The following is a 21,047-nucleotide window of genomic DNA, read 5'->3' as shown; positions in this document are numbered from 1 at the left end:
AAACTAAATTTAGGATATTATTATGGTAATGTTACTTTATAACTTAAACTAAACTTTCTCCTTAATAGGGGCGGTTTTTGAAATAATATCGTGTAAATTTAACTTGTCTTTTCTAAAAAAACAAAGAACTATTCCAACTAAAAACGCAGCTGAAACGATAAAAACAGCGTATCTAAATATAGCCTGTAAGAATGTGGGTTTTTTGCCATCTCTTAAGTCTATTAGATAAATTTCACACGCTTTGTATCCTGGTGTTTGAGCTTTTTTTGCATAGAGTATAGAGGTGATAATGCCATAAAAAATCCATATCAATGTGATAAGATTTTTTTTCTCATCTGTGATATCTTTAGAGCTAAATGAGACCATCATTATGACGAAAAATGGCATTGCAATAAAAAAAATATCTAAAATAAAGGCCTTAACTCGCAAAAAAATAGGTGCGATGACAGCCTTTCTTTTAGCCATGGTTTGTATTGCTTCCTGGTTTTATAGCTCTGCTTCCATTTTCGCAAAGTGGACAGTCATCAGGGTCATAAATTTCAAATTCAAAATTTCCAAGAGAAAAAAGCGGTTTATCAAGTGGTAGTTTACAGCTATCTTTTCTTGAATTTTCTAAATTCTCAACCTTACAAAAGCCTCTATTTGCTAAGGCTGCAAAGGCTAAAACATTGCCACCTAGACTATTTATAAGTTTGGCAACTTCTAGGGCTGAACCACCAGTTGTAATTATATCTTCGCAGATTATAAAAGTTTCACCATCTTTTACGCTAAAACCACGCCTTAAATTCATCTTGCCATCAACTCTTTCAGCAAATATAAAGCGAGTATCAAGAGCTCTTGCTAACTCATATCCAGCTAAAATTCCACCAATTGCTGGAGAGCATACCGAGTCAACTTTTATACCACTTTTTGTGATTATGTTAGCTAGTTCTTTGGCTAAATTTTGAGCTAAATTCGGATACTCTAAAACTTTAGCGCTTTGGAGATAAAACTGTGAGTGCTTACCGCTACTTAGTAGGAAGTGGCCTTTTAGGTAAGCACCACACTCTTTATAAATTTCTTCAATATTTATCATACTTTTAAAAGCTCTACTTCTTTGTTTTTAAGAGTTTCTTCTACTTTTTCTATATAGGCATCAGTTATTTTTTGAACTTCATCGTGAGCTTTTTTGATCTCATCTTCAGAAAATTCTTTTTCTACTTTTTTGATAGCATCGTTTGCGTCTTTTCTTGCATTTCTAATGCTAACTTTTGCTTTTTCTCCCATGGCTTTTGATTTTTTTACATTTTCTTGCCTTTGTTCTGTTGTCATTGGAGGAAAGAAAAGTTTAATAGTTTCACCATCATTGTTTGGGTTTACGCCGATATTAGCTGCTTGTATTGCACTTTCTATGGTTTTAAGCATAGGTTTTTCCCAAGGATTTATTGTGATAGTTGTAGCATCTGTTGTTAAAACTGAAGCTACTTGATTAAGTGGAGTTTGGTTTCCATAGTAATCAACATAGATATTATCTAAAATATTTACATTAACTTTGCCTGTTCTTAGTGTTGTAAAGTCCCTTTTTAACGAGTCTATGGCTTTGTTTGAGCTATCTTTTTGACTCTCATAAATCTCTTCTAACATATCTCTCCTTTAAGTTATTTTGCTGCTGGAATTTGTGGAACTTGAGGTTTTGAATTATCGGTTTGGATAGCTTTTGTATCTACTTTATCAAGTACAGAACTACTTACGCTTTGAGAAAAACTATATCCTAAAGCGATTGTATTTACGATAAAAACAAAGCCCAAAACGGCTGTAACTTTAGCTAAAAATGCATTTGCTCCTTTTGCTCCAAATAGACTCTCGTTGCTTCCGCTATATGAGCCAAAGCCCATTGACTCGCTCTTTTGAAGTAGGATTACGATAGTTAAAAGTCCTGCAAGAACGAATTGTAAAACTAAAAAAAATGTTGTCAAATTTGATCCTTTTTTGTTGTATAAACCCAAGATTATACCTTAAAATTTATAAATTTAGCTTTAAAATTTCCTTTTCGACTGTATAAAGCTCATATCTAGCATTTTTAAAAATTTCTGAAATTTGTGCGTCAAAAAGCTTAAAACACTCCTCTAAAACTCTAGAGCTTTCCTGGGCTCTTTTTAAATTTGCAGTTATTAAGGAGTTTAAATTTTCCCTTTTTAGCTCTAAATTTAAAGTCGGTTTTAACGCATCATTTTGGGCGTCTCTGAATTTTATAAATTCTAAGCTAGACTTTAAATTTGCCTTGTGGCGAAGATTTTTAAGTTTTAAGGATATATCTTTATTATCAAAGCCGTAGCGAAGTATATCCTCTACGACTCTAATTCCCTCTTTGTATCTGTTGAGGTTGGCGTCAATGACGCGGTAAATTTTACTCTCTATTTGCGATTCCAAGGATATTTAGAAGTGACACAAAAAGATTTAAGATATTTAGGTACATTCCAACTGCTGCCATAACTGGTGACTCATAAGCTCCTCTTATTATGTTTTGAGTATCATAAAGAATATAAGCTGAAAAAAGTATAGCTGAAATGCTTGAGATCACAAGTGAACCCATTGTGCTTCTAAATACAAACGCATTTAAAAGACCAGCTATGATAACTCCTATTAGGATGAAAAACATCGGTTTTCCCCATGAGCTAAAGTCATTTTTTGTATTCATAGCATATAGTGTAAGTCCACCAAATGTAACAGCTGTTGCAACAAAAGCTTGAGTTACAACATGTCCCATTCCTGCTCCAATAAACATACTAATAACTGGTCCTAAAAAGATTCCTGTTGCAAATGTAAATGCAAAAAGCAGTGTTAAGGCTAAGTTTGCTTTGCCATTTTTATCAGCCCATGACATACCAAAAAGTAAGCCAAGTTCTACAATAAGTGGAATCAAAAATCCCATCGGTTTTAAGCCCATACCAATATAAGCCCCAGCAATAGCAGCTATAAGTGAAGCGGCTATTAGTTTGTAAGTGCTTTTTACAAATGTACTAATCTGTCCTTGATAAACTTCTTCTACTTCATAAGACTCTCTTGCGTAGTCTCTGTTGTATAAACTCATTATTCTCTCCTTTAAATTTTTTTATGATTTTACAAAATAGTAGTAAATGTTTATTAAATTTACTATTAGTTGTAAATTTTAAGTTTTAAGTAAGCTAAGTATTAGTTATATTTGGTTAGAATTTTGGATTTGAAATTTAAAAAAAGGCTAAAATTTGGATAATAAGGCTATTAAAGGCGGTATCGAATTTATGGAAAAATACTTTAAAGAGCATGAGCAGCACTTTAAAAATATCGCAACTCATCAGACCCCACATACGCTTTTTATAGGCTGTTCTGACTCAAGAGTTGTTCCAAATTTGATTACAAATACAAAACCTGGTGAGATGTTTGTGGTAAGAAATATAGCAAATATAATTCCAAAATACCGTGTAAGCGATGAGTTTTTAGCAACTACTTCTGCTATTGAGTATGCACTTTATGTGCTTGGTATAAAAGACATAATAATCTGTGGTCATAGTAATTGTGGGGGATGTGCAGCGTTGTATTATGAAGACTTTAAATTTGAAAAAACTCCAAATGTTAAAGTTTGGCTAGAAAGCATTAAACACTTAAAAGCCCAAGCAGATGCGATTGATGAGCTAAATACTCCTGCAAAAAAACTTTGGCTTATAGAAAGGCTTAATATTATAAATTCTGTTAGTAACCTTTTAACATATCCAGGCATAAAAGAGGGTGTTAAGCTAGGAAAAATAAGAATTTATGGCTGGCACTATATCATAGAAACAGGAAGTCTTTTTTCATACGATATGATTACTAAAGAATTTGAATTACTAAACGAGGAGAGCGATTATGAAAAAGTTTATAACGAAATTTTTGCTAATTAGCATGCTTAGCTTGCTATATGCAGGCGATAATGCAACAGTTGATCTAAATTTAAATGAAACTAACAAAACAGAATCCAATAAAACATCTATTTTGGATTTAAATGTTAGTTCTGTTTTAAAACAAGAGGCTCCAAAGCTAAGCGAAGAGAACAAAACTGCCGAAAAAGAGCGTATAGTTGAGCTTTTAACAAGTGTCAATGATGATGGGAATGTAAGTGAAGAGAGCAAGGCTATGGCCGAACTTGTTGCTGAAAAAGCTGTTAATTCAGTTCCAAAAGATCCAACAAAAAGAAGCGTTTTTGATATAGTAATGGATTTAAAAGATATAAATATAAAAATCGAACTTCTTAAAAATGTAAACAAAGACACAAATGCTTCAAGTTCAGAAATAGAGGCTTTAAATAGCTCAAAAACCTCACTTCTAAATGAGATTCCAGCTGCTATAACAGGGCAAGTTATTGATGAAAAAACGCTTATAAACTATTTGGCTTCAAAAAAAGATATAAAAGATAGGAATGATAAAAATAAGAATAAACCTAAAAGTTTTGATTATATAGAATCAAGTATTGATTTATCTAAAATGGAAACTGCTGAAATTTTTTATGGTGTTATTTTAAGGCTTGAAAAGCTATTTAGTGATGGTGCAAGTGAAAGAGAGATGAAAAATGCCATACAAGATCCATATCTTAAAATTCAACTTTTTGATTTAGCACCTTTAAAAGAGTCAGTTGAGAATTTCAAAGGAAGCGAAGAAGAGACTAAAGCTTTAAAAGATAAGTATGATGATTTGGTAGCTAGTAAAAAGATATATGAAGAGGTTTTGGACTTTTTAAATAAAAAAAGCAACCTTTTAAGTACAAGTGCTCTGTTTACTGGTCTTAATATGAAATTTTTTATTGACTATATAAATGATAAGTCACCATTTAATCCAAATAAGATAAATTTAGGAAAAATCATACCTATTATTTTTATAATGGTTATTCTTTTTTCAACCAGAAAATTTCTAGCAAATATTATATATTTTGTATTTTCATTTTTTATAAGAAATAAAGAACAAAGCGAAAGCATAAAAACACAAGTAATAGATCTTATCAAAAAACCAATGGGAATTTTACTAATTGCATACGGTGTTGATATTTGTACAAGTATATTTTACTACCCAAATCCAGTTCCGCTAATCTATGCTAGTATTTTTAATATAGTTTATATTGTTTTATATGCGTGGCTTGTTATTGAGATAATTGATGGTTTTGGAATAATGATAATAAGCAAACTTGCAAATAAAGGTAGTAGAAAAGAGGTTTTAAATCTTGTAGTAAGGCTTTTATATATAGTTGTTGTAGTTGTGGCTATTTTGTTAATTTTATCAAATTTAGGCGTAAATGTTTCAGCAATTGTAGCCTCTCTTGGAATAGGTGGTATCGCCGTAGCTTTAGCAACAAAAGATATGATAGCAAATCTCTTTGCTTCTGTTATGGTTTTATTTGATAACTCTTTCTCGCAAGGAGATTGGATAGTTGTTGGTGGGGTTGAAGGAACTGTTGTTGAAACAGGACTTAGAAAGACAACTATTAGAACCTTTGATAATGCCTTAATTTTTGTACCAAACTCAACAATTATTGGCGGAAATATCATTAACTGGTCAAGAAGAAAAATGGGAAGACAGATAAAAATGTATCTTGAGATAGATTACGCTTCATCAAGAGAGCAGATAGAAAGTGCTATAAATGAGATAAGAAAAATGCTAATGGAACATCCTGGAATTGCCAAATCAGCACAGTCAAATTACAATAACTCAATGTTTAAGTATAGACAAAACATAGTATCTATTGATGATTTGGCAGGATATAAAAGCACTCTTTTTGTATGCCTTGATTCATTTGCAGACTCTTCAATCAACATAATGGTGTATTGTTTTACAAAAAGTGTTATATGGGGTGAATTTTTAGAAGTTAAGCAAGATGTTATGTTAAGGATGATGGATATTTTGGCTAAAAACAAACTTGATTTTGCATATCCCAGTCAAAGCCTCTACATAAAAGAGACTCCAAAAGATGAAGATTTTGAAGTAATTGATGCTGTAAAAGCTAAAGAGATAAAAGAAGAGGCTAAAAATCTTGAAAAAAATAAAAATCAAGATGAAAATAATTGATAAAAAAGATGACTAAATTTAATAAAATTAGTGTAAAATAGAGTTAAAATTTTAAGGAGAGCAAAATGGCTTACGATGATTTTGATGATGAGTTCGAAGACTTTGAAGATGAAGACTTCGAAGAGTTTGAAGATGACGAGTATGATGAGTATAGTTATGACGATGATGACTATAGCTTTGATGATGAAGAGTAGAATTTTTGTGTAAATAAGAGTTAATAGCTCTTATTTACAATATACTTACTTTTATGTTATATAATTCTTACAAATTCACATTAAAGGATGAAAGATGTTAAAACTAAGAGAACTTCCATTTGATCCAAAGTCAAATGCTGTAGTAAGTGAAGAAACCTGTGAGTATCACCACGGTAAACACCATAAAACTTATGTTGATAACTTTAACAAACAAGTTGAAACAAGTGAGTTTAAAGATGCTTGTTTTTATGAAATTCTTAAAAACGCAAAAGGTGGCTTGTACAACAACGCAGCCCAAGTTTATAATCATGACTTCTACTGGGATTGTATAGCAAAGAAAAGCGATATTTGTTCTGAACTTAAAAAAGAACTAGAGTCTAGTTTTAAAAATTTTAAAGATGAGTTTATCTCTTCGGCAACTGGAAATTTTGGTTCAGGATGGACATGGTTAGCTTATGATCCAAATTCTAAAAAACTAGAGATAATCAATACTTCAAACGCTCACACACCTGTAACAGATGGCAAAATTCCACTTCTTGTAGTTGACGTTTGGGAGCACGCTTATTATATAGATGCAAGAAATGCAAGAGCTTCATATCTAGAGAAATTTTATGATAATATCAACTGGGAATTTGTATCAAAAGCTTATGAATGGGCACTAAAAGAAGGAGTTGATTCTATCAAATTTTATATAAAAGATGTTCATCCAGAACTTGCTGGTTCAAGTTGCGGTTGTTCGAAGTAAAATCAAGGAGCGTTTTTACGCTCCTTATAAATTTAACTATTTAAATTACTTCTATTTTAAATTTATTACAAAACAGTTTCTGATTTTAAATGAAGCTTATAATATTTTACAACTTAAAATTTATATTATAAATGATATTAAATTTTACCTATTTTAGGCTACTTGTATTTTAAAAAGATTATTTAGAATATATCTTTTTTAAACTGTTCAAATTCGCACTTGCATTTAAAAGTAACATATCAGCCACAACAAGCCTTGCCATAGCAGTTGCTACAACGCTTCCACGAACAGCGACGCAAGGATCGTGACGACCTTTTAGCTCGCACTTTACCTCATCGCCATTTATGTTGATTGTGTCTTGAGATATGAAAATTGACGGAGTTGGCTTAAAGTGTGTTTTTATGATGATATCATCTGAATTTGTTATACCACCAAGTATGCCACCAGCATTGTTTGATAAAAATCCATTTTTGTTTATAGCATCATTATTTAAGCTACCATAAATTTGACTAACCTTTGTTCCAGCACCAATTTCTACAGCTTTTACAGCGTTTATCCCCATCATAGCACCAGCTAATCTAGCATCAATCTTATCATACAAAACCTCTCCAAGTCCAACTGGACAGTTTGAAATTTTAGTTATTACCACGCCGCCAACGCTATCGTGAGATTTTTTAGCTTTTAAAATTTCAGCTTTCATCTCTTCTTCGTTTCCAAGTGCATAAATTTCACTTGTTTTAGCGTAGTTAAAATCCATATCGCTAGTTTGTGCTTTGCCAACACCTAAAATTCCACTCTCAACTTTTATTTCAAACTCATCTAGCATCATCTGAGCTAACGCCCCACCTGCTACTCGAATAGCACTTTCTCTAGCACTACTTCTACCACCGCCTCTGTAATCTCTAATGCCGTATTTGTGGTAGTATGTAAAGTCAGCATGACCTGGGCGAAATAGATCTTTTACACTGCTATAATCTTTGCTTTTTTGATCTTCATTTTCTATTAAAATTCCTATTGGCATTCCTGTGCTTACTCCTTCAAAAACACCACTTAAAATTTTGACTTTATCACTTTCTTTTCTAGCAGTTGCGAATTTGCCACCTGGTTTTCTCCTGTCTAGTTCATTTTGTAAAAACTCAAGGTCTATTTTCACACCACTTGGAAGCCCATCAATTACGCCACCGATTGCTATGCCATGGCTTTCGCCATAAGTTGTAAGTCTTAGTCTTACTCCAAAAGTGTTCATTTTGCCCCTTTTTCTATCAGATCAATAGCAATCTTTGCAGCCTTTTGCTCACCATCTTTTTTGCTTTTACCAACAGCCTCACCATAGAGCTTATCGTTTAAGAAAATACCCATTTTAAACTCTTTTTTATGATCTGGCCCTTTTGAGTCAATAAGGCGGTACTCAGGCGTTATGCCAAATTTAGCCTGAGTAATCTCTTGAAGAGTGGTTTTATAATCCTTAGCAAGTGCTTTTAGGCTGATATCTTTGTATTCGCTCTCTAAGAGATCTATGGCGATCTTTCTTACTTTTTCAAGCCCAGCTTCTAGGTAAATCGCACCCATTAATGCCTCAAAAGCATCTGAAAGGATTGAGTTTTTTTCTCTTCCATTATTATTTTCTTCAGCAGCTGAGATGATGATATTATCTCCTAAATCCAGCTTTTTAGCAAGTTTAGCAAAGCTTGTTTCATTTACTAAAGCCGCACGAAGCTTTGAGAGATCACCTTCTTGAGTAGAGCGAAATTTATCGCACAAATACTCAGCTACTATTAGATCCATAACAGCATCTCCTAAAAACTCAAGCCTTTCATTATTTGTGCCTTTTTTTGCACTTTTATGAGTTAAGGCTAGTTCTAATAGCTCTTCATCATTAAATTTATAGTTTAAATTTTTTAACATCCATTTATCCTTTCAGCTTGGGCTCTTGCTAGTTCATCACAGCGTTCATTTTCAGGGTGGCCATCATGACCTTTTACCCAAAAAGCGGTGATTTTATGATCTTTGCTATACTTTAAATACTCACTCCATAAATCTTGATTTTTTACATTTTTAAAATTTTTCATAACCCAGCCATTGAGCCACTCATTTATCCCTTTTACGACATAGTTGCTATCTGAGTAGAGATTGATTTTACAAGGCTCTTTTATCGCTTTAAGTCCTTCTATTACAGCTTTTAGTTCCATTTTGTTATTTGTAGTGTATGTTTCACCACCACTAGCTTCTTTTTGGTGATTTTGATAGCGTAAAATATACGCCCAGCCACCAGCTCCTGGATTTCCTAAGCACGAACCATCACTAAAAAGGCATATTGATTTCATCATCTCTCTTTACAAGTCTCGGAATTATTATAGTATCATCTAAACTATAGCATATAGGACAGCGGTAAAAGTAGGTTGGAAGGCTTGATTTACAGCTAGGGCATATGTATTTGAAATTTAAATCTGCACCAAAATATCCTGAATTTCTCATCATCGAAATAGCTTCTATCTCAAAAAATGAGCTTTTTACATACTCACTACTTAAATTTTTAGCATAAAATAGTGCTTTATACTCGCTATCTTTTAAATTTACGCTTTCGTTTAGATGCCAGATTATATCTATAACGCTACTAAGTGGTGGAAATTTTTTGATTTTAGAAAGTGGTTCGTTGTTTTTGATGAAAAGTTCTAGTATTAATCTAAGAGCTTGTGGTGAGTTTAAATTTGATATGGCTTTTATTTTTTTATCAAAATTTAATGTATTATCATTTGAGATGATAAGAGCTTTGGTAAAAGCTTCATTTTTTGAGGTTTCAATGCCTTGTTCCTTAAGTGCATCGAGAACTTCTAACTCCTTATCAAAAAGCCTTAAACGCTCATAAATCACGCTTAAATACTTAAGTGCTACTTCATTTCTAGGACTTAGTTCTATACTTTGAAGTAAAGTCTGTTCTGATTTTTTCAAAAAGCCAGCGTTAAAGTAAATTTTACCAAGTTCTGTTAGAATAAATTCTTTATCTTTTTTGCTGTTTTTTTCTCTTTGTAAAGCGATTAAATAGACATTTATTGCCTTATCAAAATCTCCACTTTTACTAAATACATTTGCTAAAATCACAAGTCCATCAATGCCTATGCCGCCGCTTTTTAAAATTTCTTGATACTTGCTACCAAGCCCTTTGTTTAGGTCAAATTTCTGTATAAATTTCTCTATCTTGCTGGCTTCTTCTTTTTTACTAAAAACGCCCCAAAGATAGCTAAATATGGCTATTATAAGTCCTGCAAAAATAAACACAATAATCCCAAAAATAGGATCCCTGTAGTCTAAAAAAAAGTTTTCCAAATTTCCTCTTTTGCTAAATTTAGCCTAATTATAGCAAATTTAAGTATAATTTTGATTATGATTAAGCAAGAAAGCATTGATAGATTACTTGAAGTTACTGATATTGTTGATGTTGTTAGCCAGTATGTGAATTTAAAGCGAAGTGGAAGAAATTTCGTTGGGCTTTGTCCTTTTCACGATGATAGAAACCCAAGCATGAGTGTAAGTCAAGATATGGGAATTTATCACTGTTTTTCATGTAAGGCTGGTGGAAATGCTATAAATTTCATAAAAGAGTATGAGCATTTAAGCTATCCTGAAGCTATAGAAAAACTAGCAAATATGCAAGGCTTTACTTTAGAATACACTAAAGATAATATCAATAAAAAGCATCTTGATATTAAAATTTTAGATGTAGTTAATGGATACTATAAATTCTGCCTTTATCAAAACCATAAAGCACTTGATTATCTTTACAAAAGGGGCTTTGATGATGCTTTGATAGATAAATTTGAGCTTGGCTACGCACCAGCTTCACACTATACGACAAACCTTTTAGAAAATGAAGGAATTGATAAAAAAGACGCTCTTGAAGTTGGCATTATAAAGCAAAATGAAAATGGCGTTTATGCAAGTTTTATAGAAAGGATCACTTTTCCTATAAAAAACCACACAGGAAAACTTGTTGGTTTTGGTGGTAGAACCATTACAAACCATCCCGCAAAGTATGTAAATTCTCCAGAAAGCGTAGTTTTTGATAAGTCTAGGATTTTTTATGCTTATGATAAAGCAAAAGATGAGATTCACAAAAAAGGCGAAATTTTAATAACTGAAGGCTATATGGATACCATAATGCTCCATAAGGCAAAATTTAGCAACGCCGTAGCAGTTCTTGGAACAGCCCTAACTCAAAAACATCTTCCACTTATTCGTAGAAGCGGAGCTAAAGTAGTTCTTATGTTTGATGGAGATGGTGCTGGTAAAAGTGCTGCTTATAAAAGCTCTGTTTTACTTATGAAAAATAAAATCGATGCGAGCGTGGTTATCATACCAGACGGTGCTGATCCTGCTGATTTAGTGCAAGCAGGAGAGGTTTTAAAACTAGATAAAATTTTAAATACTAAGATAGAAGCAGGGGAATTTGTGATAAAAAATATCGCTAATAACTTTGAGCTTGCCCGTCCTTTACAAAAGCAAAAAGCCCTTGAAGAGATACAGAAATTTACTAAAGAGTTGCCCATGATAGTTGCAAATTCATATCAAAATTTAGTGGCGAATTTATTAGGAGTTGATATTGGCTCATTTTCTTTGACTCAGGGCAAATTTACGCCAAATGCCAAACAAGATAAAAGAGCAAATTTAACACCTAAAAAAGACTACCTAGAACTTCAAATTTTAAAGACTCTAGCGGTTGATAAAGAGATTTTTAACAGCGTAAAAAATAGCATACGCAAAGATTATTTTATTACTCATTATGATATTTGGGAGGCTATATTTGAAAATAGCCCAGATGGCGAAATTTTAGTTAGAGAACTTGAGATAGATGATAGTGTTGATGAATTTAAAGAAGTACAGGAATTTTTTAAAGCTTTAAAGCTTCTTATCATTGCTAATTATAAAAAAAGACTAAATTTACTAAAAATAAGCAGTGATCCAGATAAATTTGCTAAGATGAATGCTATTCAAAACAGTATAAGAAAACTTGAAAAAGATAAAATTTAGGAGAGAGTGATTGAAAGATACGATAAAATTAGGGACAAAAGAGCTTTTAAAAGTAAATGATTCAAATCGTCCGTGGCATATGCCTGTTTGTGCTGGAATTTCAGCAGGTGGACCTGTGATAATTGCTGCTATTTTAGGAATGCCAATGATTACAGGAGCTATTGGCTCAATGGGTGGAATGGTCTTTTTGTATATGTCAAATACTCCACTTTACCACCGAGCAATAGTTCTTATGGCGTGCTCTTTTGGTATGATAGTATCTTTTATATCAGGAACTTTTACTCACATAATGCCTAGCATGATACCGCTAACTCTTGGGATTGTAACGGTTGTGGCAACGATGATAGTTAGGTACTATCAAGTAGGAGGTCCTGGGAATTTTTTCTTTTTGATGACTGCTACTTTGGCTGCTTATATGCCATTTCCGCCAACAAAGCTTATAGAGGCTAGTGGGTATTTTAGTTTAGGTTGTATGTGGGCATTTAGTGTGGCTTTTATCTATAGTGTAGTTTTGCTTAAATTTAATAAACCAGAACCCATAAAAGAGATAGTTTATGAAGGATTTGACAATGTTATACTTGATAGCTTGATAATTGGGCTTTTTGTGGGATTTTCAGCGTGGTTTGCAGGAGCTGTGGGCTTTGATAAACCTTATTGGGTTCCAATTTCAACTCTAGCAATCCTACAAGGCATGACTTTAAGGAGCAAATGGACTCGCCAAATTCACAGAATCAGCGGAACCTTAGTTGGTATAGTTTTAGTTTATTTTTTACTTTTAGTACCTTTTAAAGAGTATCAAGTTGGAATATTAATAGCTGTACTGGCGTGTTTGGTTGAGGTTTTCGTAGTTAGAAATTACGGTCTTGCTGCTATTTTTATAACCCCACTTACTGTTTTTATGGCTGAGATAAGTGGTGTTGTTGGAGCTGGAAATTCTACTCATCTTATTATAACAAGACTCTCAGATATCGCTTTAGGTAGCGTTATAGGTTTTGTTGGTGGAGTTTGTTTACATAGTGTAAGATTTAGAAATCTTATAAAAAGAGTAATTTTTGCCTTTAAAGACTCCAAAGAGCTTTAAAGCCATCACAACCACGCCACTAGAAAATATATCTGTAGCGTGGCAATGTATTTATAAATTTTTACTGTACGAACTGTAAAACATCGCACGCTCTTTTGCTACCTAAATCACAAGCCTTTACTAAAGCTTCACCTGATTTTGAAAAATCAGCTGGAACACCTTTTCCATCTAAATATTGAACGCTTAGTTCGTAGCAACTCTCACTTGCGTTTGCTTCGCACCCAGCCTTAAATAGCTCATATGCTCCTACATAGTCTCTTTCTACGCCTATTGCTCTACCTATCATGTCAGCATATAAAAAGCACTTTGACCAGCTTCCAGCTTCACAGCCGCTTTTTAGGTAGTTTTCTACAAATCCACATGCATCTTTATCGCTTTTTGTGATGCATTTTTCAAAATTATTCTCAACAACTAATAAGTCATTAGCAAACAAAAGCCCACTTAAAAGCCCACTTAAAATTAAAATTTTTTTCATATTTATCCTTATTTTACAAATTTTTTATAAAAAGAGTAGCCTAATTCGTCCATTTTTTCAAATGGTATAAATTCCAAAGCCACGCCATTTATACAGTATCTTAAGCCCCCTAATTCTTTTGGGCCATCGTCAAAAACATGTCCTAAATGGCTATTGGAACTAGGTGAGCGAACTTCTTGTCTTACCATACCATGGCTTAAATCAGTTTGTGTAGTAATTTCGCCTATTGGTTTAGAAAAGCTTGGCCACCCACATCCTGCATCAAATTTATCAGATGAGCTAAAAAGTGGCTTTTTACTTATCTTATCTACATAAATTCCTTTTTTGAAGTGTTTATCAAATTCGCTCGAAAATGGTGGTTCTGTGCCGTTTTCTTTCATAACTTTGTAAGCTAAGGGGCTAAGTTCATCTTCTAAATTTAGCTTTTTTAATGGAACTTTGGCTAAACTTAGATCTACATGGCAGTATCCGTTTGGATTTTTATCAAGATAGTCTTGATGATACTCCTCAGCGTTTATGAAATTTTTAAGCTCCATAACTTCTACAACTATCGGTTTAGTGTAGTTTTTTTGCTCATTTTTTATAAAATTTTTAGCAAATTCTAGACTTGCTTCATCTATTGTATAAATTCCTACTCTATACTGAGTTCCTACATCATTTCCTTGTTTGTTTAGTGAAGTTGGATCTATTATTCTAAAATAATGTCTTAAAATTTCATCTAAGCTTATAACGCTTTCATCATAGATTAAGTGAAGCGTTTCAGCATGACCTGTTTTTGAAAGCTCTTTATAGCTTGTATCATCAGTGCTACCATTTGCGTAGCCAACTTCTGTATTTTTTACACCAATAAGTTGTTTAAAATACCCTTCAACGCCCCAAAAACAACCACCTGCTAGGTAAATATCTTTCATATTACTCCCAAATAAATTTAGTAAAAATATAGAACAAATTAATATAATTTTTCTCATTATTTTTTCCTTTTAACGGCAAAATCTTAACTAAAAATTTTAAATAAAAATTTAGTCAAAATTCTTACTTTCAACTTCCATAAGTTTTTTATTTCGACGCTTGTTTTCATAAACTGAAGCGATAAATGAGATCAAAATAAAGCCAAATCCTATCGTTCCAGTTATAACTTCACTAACTTCATAAAAAACCTTTAAAAACATAATGAGTGCTAGAGCAAATATCGCATAATGTGCACCGTGTTCTAAAAAAACAAACTCAGCTAAAGTTTGCTTTTTAACTAGATAAATCGTAATGCTTCTTACAAACATCGCTCCAATTCCAAGCCCTATCATTATGATAAAAATATTACTACTTAATGCAAAAGCTCCTATAACTCCATCAAAACTAAAGCTAGCATCTAAAACTTCAAGGTATAAAAAGCCCATTAAGCCGTTTCTTACGCCATCTATGCTAAACATCTCATTAACTGATAATATAAGAATATGAATAGCAATAGCTAAGAAAAAAGCAACTGCATAAACTGAATTATCAGTTAGCGTAACTATGTAAATTCCTACAAAAACTGCGATTATTATGCCGATATTTGGCACTTTTTTAAGATATTTTGTTAAGAAGTTATCTTCTAGAAATTTAAGCCAGTGGATTTGGCGGTTTTTATCAAAGAAAAAGTCAAAAAAGACCATGATAAGAAATGCCCCACCAAAGATATAAATTTGCTCTTTGCTGCTTTCAAGAGCTGTGTGATAAGCTTCTGGGTTAGAAATGGCTAAATTTAGCGTTTGTAGCATACTAAGACCAGCTGCCATTGATACAACAAGAAGTGGAAATAAAAACCGCATACCAAAAACTGCAATCGGAATTCCATAAACTATAAAACGGCGTTGCCAAATTTCATCCATCGTGTTTAAAACTTTAGCATTAACAACAGCGTTATCAAAACTAAGACTTATCTCAAGGATGGATAAAAGCACGCATATGTAAACCGCCGTAAAGCCCCCTAGATAGTAAGCAATAACAAGCCCAACAGTTGTAATAAAAAATGACGAGTAGAAGTATTTCACAAGATTCCTTTCAAAAATCCAATTTTACCATTATTTATAAAATTTTTATAAATTTACTTTTTTAGGGGCTATTTTTGGTGGTTTAAACTTTTGGGTTTAAATTTATGCTATTTATTAGCCAAATTTTGCTGTTTAGATTTAAAATCTTAGCTATATCTTTAGCTTATTTTTATAAGATGCGTGTTAGAAAATATTACGTAAGGATAGTAACGCTAGAATTGTTAAATGCACTAAAGGAAATTTTGATTTTATTTGGTTTAAAATAGTAAAAGATTAAATCAAAATAACCTCTAATTTTTTAGAAAAAATCTCTTTTTTATAAGCTTTTTCTATACTTTTTAAATTTATAATCTTGTCTGTTTAGCGTTACTAAAATTTATGTTTTTAGTTTACTTAAAGCTCTAAAATCATCTTTTGGTAAATTTCTCCATAAAACTCATCATTTTTATCAAATTTAAAGCCAAATTTTGTATAAATTTCAGGCGTTTGTGTTATAAGACTTACCTTTTTAAACCCTAAATCTCTAGCTTTATTTATGGTCTCATTTACCATTGCTTTAAAATATCCCCTACCTCTAAACTCAGGTAAAACCGCCACACTATCAATATAAAACTCATCATCATCACACTCTTTTTTGATTAGATTTTTAGCTTTTAACTCTTTTAACCTTTGGTTAAAAACCATATCTAAAAAGTCACTATCTCTGCCTTCATAAGCACAAATAGCACCGCAAATTTCACTGTTTTCATTTTCATAAATCATTATGTTTTCATGGCTTAAGCGGTTATTTTTTGTTTTAAAAAATTTTTCAAAAATCTCAAGTTTTTTCTCTTTAGATGTTTCATTAAAAATTATATCTGTAAAATCACTCATAGCTAGTTCTAAAATTTCAAAACATTTTATAAAATCACTCGGTCTTGCTTTTTTAATCATATTTTTCCTTTATAAATTTTTAGTGCATATTCTAGCCAAATCTAACTAAAAAAGAACTTTTTCTAAAGCCTTTATATGGTAGGTTTTACGGTGAAATTCTGTATATCCAAAGTTTTTTAGTGCTTCAATATGAGCTTTTGTGGCATATCCTTTATGTGTCAAAAAGCCAAAATCTGGATACTTTTTGTGAGCTATAGTTAAATTTCTATCTCTTGTAACTTTTGCTAAAATACTAGCAGCACTAACTTCTGGTATTTTCGCATCAGCTTTTATCATAGTGTTAAGCTCTTTTACTCCAAATTTTGAGTTGCCATCAAAGATAAATTTATACTCTTTGCCAAAAAATTCAGTTATAGCTTTTAGGCCTAAATTTAGGCATTTCGAAAGCCCAAGATGATCAACATCAAGGCTAGAAAAAGTTACAATTTTATATGTTGATTTTTCGCAAATTTCGCCAAATAAAGCCTCTCTTTTTTTAGGAGTTAGTTTTTTACTATCTTTTAACCCTAAAATTTCACTTTTAAAAACAACGCCTGCTATACATAAATCTCCAGCTAAACAGCCTCTGCCAGCTTCATCAATTCCACAAATCATAGATCAAATCCCAAAGCAAATTCCCAAAAAGGCATAACTTCACACTCACAAAATTCGCTCTCAAATTTAGCAGAATTTCCCATCGTAATAACAAAAAGCTTTGAAATTTCTAGCTCTTTTAGCTCTTTTGTAAGTGTTTTAAATCTCAAATTTATAAGATCTGGTGGCGTAAATGGTATAACTAAAAATGCTAAATTTATATTTGGTATTACAATATCTAATTTATCTGTATAAAATTTCTCATCTTTTAGATATAAAAGTTCACAAAGTAGGGCGTTTATAAGCTTTTTATTAAAGTCTTTTTTAAGTGCTAAAGCATCACTTAAACTAAAATCATAAAAATAAACTCTTTTATTAAGAGTGCCAAATTTGTGAAGAAAAAATAGTAAATTTTCATTTTCAAACCTAGTAATTGCTTGATAAAGCGTGTCTTTTGAAATTTTAAAATTTGACTTTAAATTTGTATAAATTTGGTTAATGCTAAAGCTATTTTGATTAAATTTAGCACACTCCATAAGGGCTAAAATCTCACTTTTATTAAGCATAGATAAAAGCGAGTTTTGGATAAATTTCACTCTATCATTTGAGTTTAAAAAGCTGTTTTTAGCTCCATTTCCAATGCTTAAAAATCTACTCATCAAAATGCCCAAATCATCACTTCTTTTCTCAAAAGATATAAACTCTTCAAAGTCAAGCATATATAAATTTAAATTCTTAAAACCATCTAAATTTAAGGAATTTAGAGTTGTTGATAAAACTATTTTTTCTAAATTTAAGGAGTTAAGAGCAGGAATTTCATAAGTAAGATTATCAATACCCAAAGCTTTTATATTTTTTGTTGAATTTATAAAATTTATAAGCTCATTTTCACTGAATTTAACCCTTAAATCAGCCAAATCAAGATATAAAATTTCATCTTTTTTGTACTCATCTAAGCTGTTTAGTAAAAGATAAGTTTTGCCACTATTAAAGCCGCCTTTTATTAGAGTTTTTGGCGATAAGATCTCTTTTTTTCGTGGGTGAAATTTAACGCTATAATCAGCATCATAAAAATACTCTATATTCATACCAGCAATTCTACATAAAAAAGGTAAACTTATATAAAAGCCTTAAAATTTGCTTTACAAAACGGTATAGCCACTCTTAGATAGTTTCCTTATTTAAAGGAAAGAATTTTAATAAATTTAATAAATTTTGCTTAAATTCTTGACACTAGAAAAAATTCCCACTATAATCATCATCTTTATTTAAAAAGGTCACGCCACGTGACAAGTTCTTTAGAAGGAAATACAATGGAAAGAATCAGGTTAAAGTTAAAAGCTTACGACCACAGAGTTCTAGACAGAACAGTTGCAGCAATTGTAGAAGCTGTTAAGCGTACAGGAGCAGATGTTAGAGGCCCGGTGCCACTTCCTACAAAAATCAAAAAATATACAGTTTTAAAATCACCTCATGTTAACAAAGACTCAAGAGAGCAGTTTGAGATGAGAATCCACACTCGTATGCTAGATATTGTAGCAGCGACTCCAGAGACGGTTGACTCATTAACTAAACTAGACTTAGCACCTGAGGTTAATGTTGAAGTTAGAGCTTTGGGCAAGTAAGGAGTGAATAAATGGAATATTTAGTAGAAAAAGTAGGCATGAGCAGGACAATAGACAGAGATAGTAGCCCAGTAAGTCTGCTAAAAGTAGTAGATGCTAAGGTTTGTGAATTAGATCAAAATGGTAGAGCAATCGTTGCTTATGCAAACGGAAAAGCTTGCCCTAAGACAGTTTTAGGACAACAAAAGAAATATGGTCTTAGCAAAGAGTATAATAAATTTGCAACTTTAATGGTTAGCAACACAGAAGCAGGTGATCAAGATAAAGCGCCATTAAGTCAAGCAAAAGTTCTAAAAGTTAGCTTTAATACAAAAGGTAAAGGCTATCAAGGTGTTATGAAAAGACACGGATTTGCTGGTGGACCAAAGAGTCACGGTTCAAGATTTCATAGACGCCATGGTTCAATTGGTAACTGTGAATGGCCAGGAAGAGTTCAACCTGGTATGAAAATGGCTGGACAAACAGGAAATAACAAGGTTACTGTTAAAAACGAAGTTATTAGCTTTGATACAGACAATGGTATTATAGTAGTTAAAGGCTCAGTTCCAGGATTTAACGGAGCACTTGGTAGAGTAAGGATAGTAAAATGAGTAAAGCAGTAGTAATAAATGATAAATTTGAAAAAACAAGTGAGATTGAACTTCCTGCTAAATTTGACGAAGTAAACTCACACAACCTATACCTTTATGTTAAATCTTACCTAGCAGGTATTCGTTCAAACACAGCTCACGCTAAAACTAGGGCTGAAGTTAGCGGTGGTGGTAAGAAGCCATGGAGACAAAAAGGTCGTGGTGGCGCAAGAGCTGGATCAACTAGAACCAATGTTTGGGTTGGCGGTGGCGTGGCGTTTGGACCATCAAATAACCGTAACTATACTCAAAAGATAAACAAAAAACAAAAAAAGCTTGCACTTCAAAGAGCTTTAGCTGATAAAGCAAATGAAGGTAAATTTTTTGTAGTTGATAGCTTATCTGTACAGAGTGCTAAAACAAAAGATGCAGCAAAAGTTATAAGTGCTTTGGGTGTAAGGGATGCACTAATTGTAGTAAATGAGCTAGATTCAAACACTTTACTTGCTTATAGAAATTTAAGAAATACATATGTTATCGAAGCAAGTGAGATAAATGCTTATATGGTAGCAGTTTATAGCTCTATAGTAGTTGAGAAATCAGCACTTGATAGTATCGTGAAAGAGGACTAATATGGCAGATATAACAGATATAAAAGCAATCCTTTATACAGAGAAAACTTTAGGTTTAGGCGAAGGAAATGTAGCTGTTATCCAAACAGCTCCAAGTATGACTAAAAATAGCCTAAAGGCGATCTTAAGAGAGTATTTTGGTATAACACCACTTAAGATAAACTCTTTAAGAATGGATGGAAAAGTTAAAAGATTTAGAGGTAGAGTAGGTGCTAGAAATGATTTCAAGAAATTCTACATCAAGCTACCTGATGGCGTTAGTTTAGAAAATATAGGAGCGTAAGATGGCAGTAAAACATTATAAACCATATACACCTAGTAGACGCTTTATGAGTGGTCTAAGCAGTGAAGATATCACAGCAAAAGCAAGCGTAAGAAGCCTTTTAGTTAAAATTCCAGCAACTGCAGGAAGAAATAACAATGGTAGAATTACAAGTCGCCATAAAGAAGCAGGTGCTAAAAAACTATATAGAATCATCGACTTTAAACGCCGCAAATTTGGCATTGAGGGTAGAGTAGAGGCTATTGAATACGATCCAAATAGAAATTGCCGTATAGCTCTTATTGCTTACAAAGATGGTGAGAAAAGATATATTATTAAACCAAACGGTTTAAATGTAGGCGATGTTATTGCTTCAGCTGAGGGTGGTCTTGATATAAAACCAGGCAATGCTATGAAGTTAATAAATATCCCAGTTGGTACAATTTTACACAACATTGAGCTTAAACCAGGAAAAGGTGCTCAAATGGCAAGAAGTGCTGGTGGATATGCGCAGTTAATGGGTAGAGAAGATAAGTATGTTATTTTAAGACTACCAAGCGGTGAGATGAGAAAAGTATTAGGTGAGTGTATGGCTACAATAGGCGAAGTAGGAAATGAAGACTTTGCTAATACAGTTATAGGTAAAGCTGGTAGAAATCGTCACTTAGGTATAAGACCACAAACTAGAGGTTCTGCTATGAACCCAGTAGATCACCCACACGGTGGTGGTGAAGGCAAGAAAAACTCAGGTCGTCATCCAGTTACACCATGGGGTAAACCAACTAAGGGTGCTAAAACTAGACGCAAAAAAGCTAGTGATAAGCTTATAATCTCAAGAAGGAAAGGTAAATAATC

Annotated in this window: 27 protein-coding genes; 11 read left to right on the top strand and 16 right to left on the bottom strand. The window is 32.5% G+C overall.

Annotated elements, in window-relative coordinates; genetic code table 11:
- Nucleotides 1–48 precede the first annotated feature (48 nt).
- From CCORG_RS08405 to CCORG_RS08380, 6 genes are read right to left on the bottom strand one after another with little or no spacing between them, the layout of a single operon-like run.
- The gene (locus CCORG_RS08405) at nt 49–465 is read right to left on the bottom strand and encodes an RDD family protein (RefSeq protein ID WP_025802104.1); all 417 of its coding nucleotides are present in this window, start codon (nt 463–465) and stop codon (nt 49–51) included.
- Nucleotides 458–1,072, bottom strand: coding sequence for an orotate phosphoribosyltransferase (gene pyrE, locus CCORG_RS08400; protein WP_025802102.1), 615 nt, complete (start codon nt 1,070–1,072; stop codon nt 458–460). Before pyrE ends, CCORG_RS08405 begins: the two co-directional genes overlap by 8 nt.
- Entirely contained in the window at nt 1,072–1,623 is a 552-nt protein-coding gene (frr, locus tag CCORG_RS08395; RefSeq protein WP_025802101.1) for a ribosome recycling factor, read from the bottom strand. Before frr ends, pyrE begins: the two co-directional genes overlap by 1 nt.
- A gap of 14 nt (nt 1,624–1,637) precedes the next feature.
- Entirely contained in the window at nt 1,638–1,955 is a 318-nt protein-coding gene (gene secG, locus CCORG_RS08390; RefSeq protein ID WP_025802100.1) for a preprotein translocase subunit SecG, read from the bottom strand.
- Between the two features lie 46 nt (nt 1,956–2,001).
- Nucleotides 2,002–2,409: a hypothetical protein gene (locus CCORG_RS08385; protein ID WP_025802098.1), complete on the bottom strand. Its 408-nt coding sequence runs from the start codon at nt 2,407–2,409 to the stop codon at nt 2,002–2,004.
- Nucleotides 2,387–3,070 carry a Bax inhibitor-1/YccA family protein gene (locus tag CCORG_RS08380; protein ID WP_025802096.1) on the bottom strand — a complete coding sequence of 228 codons (684 nt, stop codon included), beginning with the start codon at nt 3,068–3,070 and terminating at the stop codon, nt 2,387–2,389. The genes CCORG_RS08385 and CCORG_RS08380 overlap by 23 nt, the downstream gene beginning before the upstream one ends.
- Before the next feature lie 190 nt (nt 3,071–3,260).
- Here CCORG_RS08380 and CCORG_RS08375 point away from each other — a divergent pair, with 190 nt between their 5' ends.
- The 4 genes from CCORG_RS08375 to CCORG_RS08360 all read left to right on the top strand — a co-directional run bounded on the left by CCORG_RS08375 (nt 3,261) and on the right by CCORG_RS08360 (nt 6,987).
- Entirely contained in the window at nt 3,261–3,896 is a 636-nt protein-coding gene (locus tag CCORG_RS08375) for a carbonic anhydrase (RefSeq protein WP_051487249.1), read from the top strand.
- The gene (locus CCORG_RS08370) at nt 3,862–6,048 is read left to right on the top strand and encodes a mechanosensitive ion channel family protein (protein WP_025802092.1); all 2,187 of its coding nucleotides are present in this window, start codon (nt 3,862–3,864) and stop codon (nt 6,046–6,048) included. Before CCORG_RS08375 ends, CCORG_RS08370 begins: the two co-directional genes overlap by 35 nt.
- Before the next feature lie 65 nt (nt 6,049–6,113).
- Entirely contained in the window at nt 6,114–6,242 is a 129-nt protein-coding gene (locus CCORG_RS09065; RefSeq protein WP_152534242.1) for a highly acidic protein, read from the top strand.
- A gap of 94 nt (nt 6,243–6,336) precedes the next feature.
- A complete protein-coding gene (locus CCORG_RS08360; protein WP_025802090.1) occupies nt 6,337–6,987 on the top strand; it encodes a superoxide dismutase in 651 nt (216 codons plus the stop codon).
- Between the two features lie 178 nt (nt 6,988–7,165).
- On the opposite strand, the gene aroC is transcribed toward CCORG_RS08360, so the two are convergent.
- From aroC to CCORG_RS08340, 4 genes are read right to left on the bottom strand one after another with little or no spacing between them, the layout of a single operon-like run.
- The gene (gene aroC, locus CCORG_RS08355; RefSeq protein ID WP_025802088.1) at nt 7,166–8,233 is read right to left on the bottom strand and encodes a chorismate synthase; all 1,068 of its coding nucleotides are present in this window, start codon (nt 8,231–8,233) and stop codon (nt 7,166–7,168) included.
- Nucleotides 8,230–8,892 carry a ribonuclease III gene (gene rnc, locus CCORG_RS08350; RefSeq protein WP_025802086.1) on the bottom strand — a complete coding sequence of 221 codons (663 nt, stop codon included), beginning with the start codon at nt 8,890–8,892 and terminating at the stop codon, nt 8,230–8,232. The genes aroC and rnc overlap by 4 nt, the downstream gene beginning before the upstream one ends.
- The gene (gene rnhA / locus CCORG_RS08345) at nt 8,886–9,311 is read right to left on the bottom strand and encodes a ribonuclease HI (RefSeq protein WP_025802084.1); all 426 of its coding nucleotides are present in this window, start codon (nt 9,309–9,311) and stop codon (nt 8,886–8,888) included. Before rnhA ends, rnc begins: the two co-directional genes overlap by 7 nt.
- Nucleotides 9,289–10,311 (bottom strand): tetratricopeptide repeat protein, encoded by a 1,023-nt coding sequence (locus tag CCORG_RS08340; RefSeq protein ID WP_025802082.1) that lies wholly within the window; start codon nt 10,309–10,311, stop codon nt 9,289–9,291. The genes rnhA and CCORG_RS08340 overlap by 23 nt, the downstream gene beginning before the upstream one ends.
- Nucleotides 10,312–10,368: 57 nt before the next feature.
- On the opposite strand from CCORG_RS08340, the gene dnaG reads away from it, so the two are divergent.
- The gene (dnaG, locus tag CCORG_RS08335; RefSeq protein ID WP_025802080.1) at nt 10,369–12,012 is read left to right on the top strand and encodes a DNA primase; all 1,644 of its coding nucleotides are present in this window, start codon (nt 10,369–10,371) and stop codon (nt 12,010–12,012) included.
- 10 nt (nt 12,013–12,022) lie between these two features.
- Nucleotides 12,023–13,093: an FUSC family protein gene (locus tag CCORG_RS08330; RefSeq protein ID WP_025802078.1), complete on the top strand. Its 1,071-nt coding sequence runs from the start codon at nt 12,023–12,025 to the stop codon at nt 13,091–13,093.
- A gap of 61 nt (nt 13,094–13,154) precedes the next feature.
- Here CCORG_RS08330 and CCORG_RS08325 read toward each other — a convergent pair whose 3' ends face one another.
- The 6 genes from CCORG_RS08325 to CCORG_RS08300 form a co-directional block, all read right to left on the bottom strand.
- On the bottom strand, nt 13,155–13,568 hold the full coding sequence (locus tag CCORG_RS08325; protein WP_025802076.1) for a tetratricopeptide repeat protein: 414 nt from the start codon (nt 13,566–13,568) through the stop codon (nt 13,155–13,157).
- An 8-nt stretch (nt 13,569–13,576) separates the two neighbouring features.
- Nucleotides 13,577–14,536 carry a peptide-methionine (R)-S-oxide reductase MsrB gene (msrB, locus tag CCORG_RS08320; protein ID WP_025802074.1) on the bottom strand — a complete coding sequence of 320 codons (960 nt, stop codon included), beginning with the start codon at nt 14,534–14,536 and terminating at the stop codon, nt 13,577–13,579.
- A gap of 51 nt (nt 14,537–14,587) precedes the next feature.
- The gene (locus CCORG_RS08315; RefSeq protein ID WP_025802072.1) at nt 14,588–15,598 is read right to left on the bottom strand and encodes a DUF475 domain-containing protein; all 1,011 of its coding nucleotides are present in this window, start codon (nt 15,596–15,598) and stop codon (nt 14,588–14,590) included.
- Nucleotides 15,599–15,991: 393 nt separating this feature from the next.
- The gene (locus CCORG_RS08310; RefSeq protein WP_025802070.1) at nt 15,992–16,531 is read right to left on the bottom strand and encodes a GNAT family N-acetyltransferase; all 540 of its coding nucleotides are present in this window, start codon (nt 16,529–16,531) and stop codon (nt 15,992–15,994) included.
- A gap of 45 nt (nt 16,532–16,576) precedes the next feature.
- Nucleotides 16,577–17,125: a ribonuclease HII gene (locus tag CCORG_RS08305; protein WP_025802068.1), complete on the bottom strand. Its 549-nt coding sequence runs from the start codon at nt 17,123–17,125 to the stop codon at nt 16,577–16,579.
- Nucleotides 17,122–18,192 (bottom strand): ATP-binding protein, encoded by a 1,071-nt coding sequence (locus CCORG_RS08300; protein WP_025802066.1) that lies wholly within the window; start codon nt 18,190–18,192, stop codon nt 17,122–17,124. The genes CCORG_RS08305 and CCORG_RS08300 overlap by 4 nt, the downstream gene beginning before the upstream one ends.
- 225 nt (nt 18,193–18,417) lie before the next feature.
- On the opposite strand from CCORG_RS08300, the gene rpsJ reads away from it, so the two are divergent.
- From rpsJ to rplB, 5 genes are read left to right on the top strand one after another with little or no spacing between them, the layout of a single operon-like run.
- Nucleotides 18,418–18,729: a 30S ribosomal protein S10 gene (gene rpsJ / locus CCORG_RS08295; RefSeq protein WP_025802064.1), complete on the top strand. Its 312-nt coding sequence runs from the start codon at nt 18,418–18,420 to the stop codon at nt 18,727–18,729.
- Nucleotides 18,730–18,740: 11 nt separating this feature from the next.
- Nucleotides 18,741–19,319: a 50S ribosomal protein L3 gene (gene rplC / locus CCORG_RS08290; protein WP_025802062.1), complete on the top strand. Its 579-nt coding sequence runs from the start codon at nt 18,741–18,743 to the stop codon at nt 19,317–19,319.
- The gene (gene rplD / locus CCORG_RS08285; protein WP_025802060.1) at nt 19,316–19,930 is read left to right on the top strand and encodes a 50S ribosomal protein L4; all 615 of its coding nucleotides are present in this window, start codon (nt 19,316–19,318) and stop codon (nt 19,928–19,930) included. The genes rplC and rplD overlap by 4 nt, the downstream gene beginning before the upstream one ends.
- A 1-nt stretch (nt 19,931) precedes the next feature.
- The gene (locus CCORG_RS08280; protein WP_025802059.1) at nt 19,932–20,213 is read left to right on the top strand and encodes a 50S ribosomal protein L23; all 282 of its coding nucleotides are present in this window, start codon (nt 19,932–19,934) and stop codon (nt 20,211–20,213) included.
- A 1-nt stretch (nt 20,214) separates the two neighbouring features.
- Nucleotides 20,215–21,045: a 50S ribosomal protein L2 gene (gene rplB, locus CCORG_RS08275; protein WP_025802058.1), complete on the top strand. Its 831-nt coding sequence runs from the start codon at nt 20,215–20,217 to the stop codon at nt 21,043–21,045.
- The last annotated feature ends 2 nt before the right edge of the window (nt 21,046–21,047 follow it).

Source organism: Campylobacter corcagiensis (genome assembly GCF_013201645.1).
GTDB lineage: Bacteria > Campylobacterota > Campylobacteria > Campylobacterales > Campylobacteraceae > Campylobacter_B > Campylobacter_B corcagiensis.
This window is presented reverse-complemented; position numbering and strand designations above follow the sequence as displayed.

Excerpts from the sequence above, each read along its gene's own strand:
- CCORG_RS08405 (WP_025802104.1), bottom strand. The coding sequence starts at position 465 with ATGGCTAAAAGAAAGGCTGTCATCGCACCTATTTTTTTGCGAGTTAAG.
- frr (WP_025802101.1), bottom strand. The coding sequence starts at position 1,623 with ATGTTAGAAGAGATTTATGAGAGTCAAAAAGATAGCTCAAACAAAGCC.
- CCORG_RS08380 (WP_025802096.1), bottom strand. The coding sequence starts at position 3,070 with ATGAGTTTATACAACAGAGACTACGCAAGAGAGTCTTATGAAGTAGAA.
- CCORG_RS08375 (WP_051487249.1), top strand. The coding sequence starts at position 3,261 with ATGGAAAAATACTTTAAAGAGCATGAGCAGCACTTTAAAAATATCGCA.
- CCORG_RS08370 (WP_025802092.1), top strand. The coding sequence starts at position 3,862 with ATGAAAAAGTTTATAACGAAATTTTTGCTAATTAGCATGCTTAGCTTG.
- CCORG_RS09065 (WP_152534242.1), top strand. The coding sequence starts at position 6,114 with ATGGCTTACGATGATTTTGATGATGAGTTCGAAGACTTTGAAGATGAA.
- CCORG_RS08360 (WP_025802090.1), top strand. The coding sequence starts at position 6,337 with ATGTTAAAACTAAGAGAACTTCCATTTGATCCAAAGTCAAATGCTGTA.
- aroC (WP_025802088.1), bottom strand. The coding sequence starts at position 8,233 with ATGAACACTTTTGGAGTAAGACTAAGACTTACAACTTATGGCGAAAGC.
- rnc (WP_025802086.1), bottom strand. The coding sequence starts at position 8,892 with ATGTTAAAAAATTTAAACTATAAATTTAATGATGAAGAGCTATTAGAA.
- rnhA (WP_025802084.1), bottom strand. The coding sequence starts at position 9,311 with ATGAAATCAATATGCCTTTTTAGTGATGGTTCGTGCTTAGGAAATCCA.
- dnaG (WP_025802080.1), top strand. The coding sequence starts at position 10,369 with ATGATTAAGCAAGAAAGCATTGATAGATTACTTGAAGTTACTGATATT.
- CCORG_RS08325 (WP_025802076.1), bottom strand. The coding sequence starts at position 13,568 with ATGAAAAAAATTTTAATTTTAAGTGGGCTTTTAAGTGGGCTTTTGTTT.
- msrB (WP_025802074.1), bottom strand. The coding sequence starts at position 14,536 with ATGAGAAAAATTATATTAATTTGTTCTATATTTTTACTAAATTTATTT.
- CCORG_RS08310 (WP_025802070.1), bottom strand. The coding sequence starts at position 16,531 with ATGATTAAAAAAGCAAGACCGAGTGATTTTATAAAATGTTTTGAAATT.
- CCORG_RS08305 (WP_025802068.1), bottom strand. The coding sequence starts at position 17,125 with ATGATTTGTGGAATTGATGAAGCTGGCAGAGGCTGTTTAGCTGGAGAT.
- CCORG_RS08300 (WP_025802066.1), bottom strand. The coding sequence starts at position 18,192 with ATGAATATAGAGTATTTTTATGATGCTGATTATAGCGTTAAATTTCAC.
- rpsJ (WP_025802064.1), top strand. The coding sequence starts at position 18,418 with ATGGAAAGAATCAGGTTAAAGTTAAAAGCTTACGACCACAGAGTTCTA.
- rplC (WP_025802062.1), top strand. The coding sequence starts at position 18,741 with ATGGAATATTTAGTAGAAAAAGTAGGCATGAGCAGGACAATAGACAGA.
- rplD (WP_025802060.1), top strand. The coding sequence starts at position 19,316 with ATGAGTAAAGCAGTAGTAATAAATGATAAATTTGAAAAAACAAGTGAG.
- CCORG_RS08280 (WP_025802059.1), top strand. The coding sequence starts at position 19,932 with ATGGCAGATATAACAGATATAAAAGCAATCCTTTATACAGAGAAAACT.
- rplB (WP_025802058.1), top strand. The coding sequence starts at position 20,215 with ATGGCAGTAAAACATTATAAACCATATACACCTAGTAGACGCTTTATG.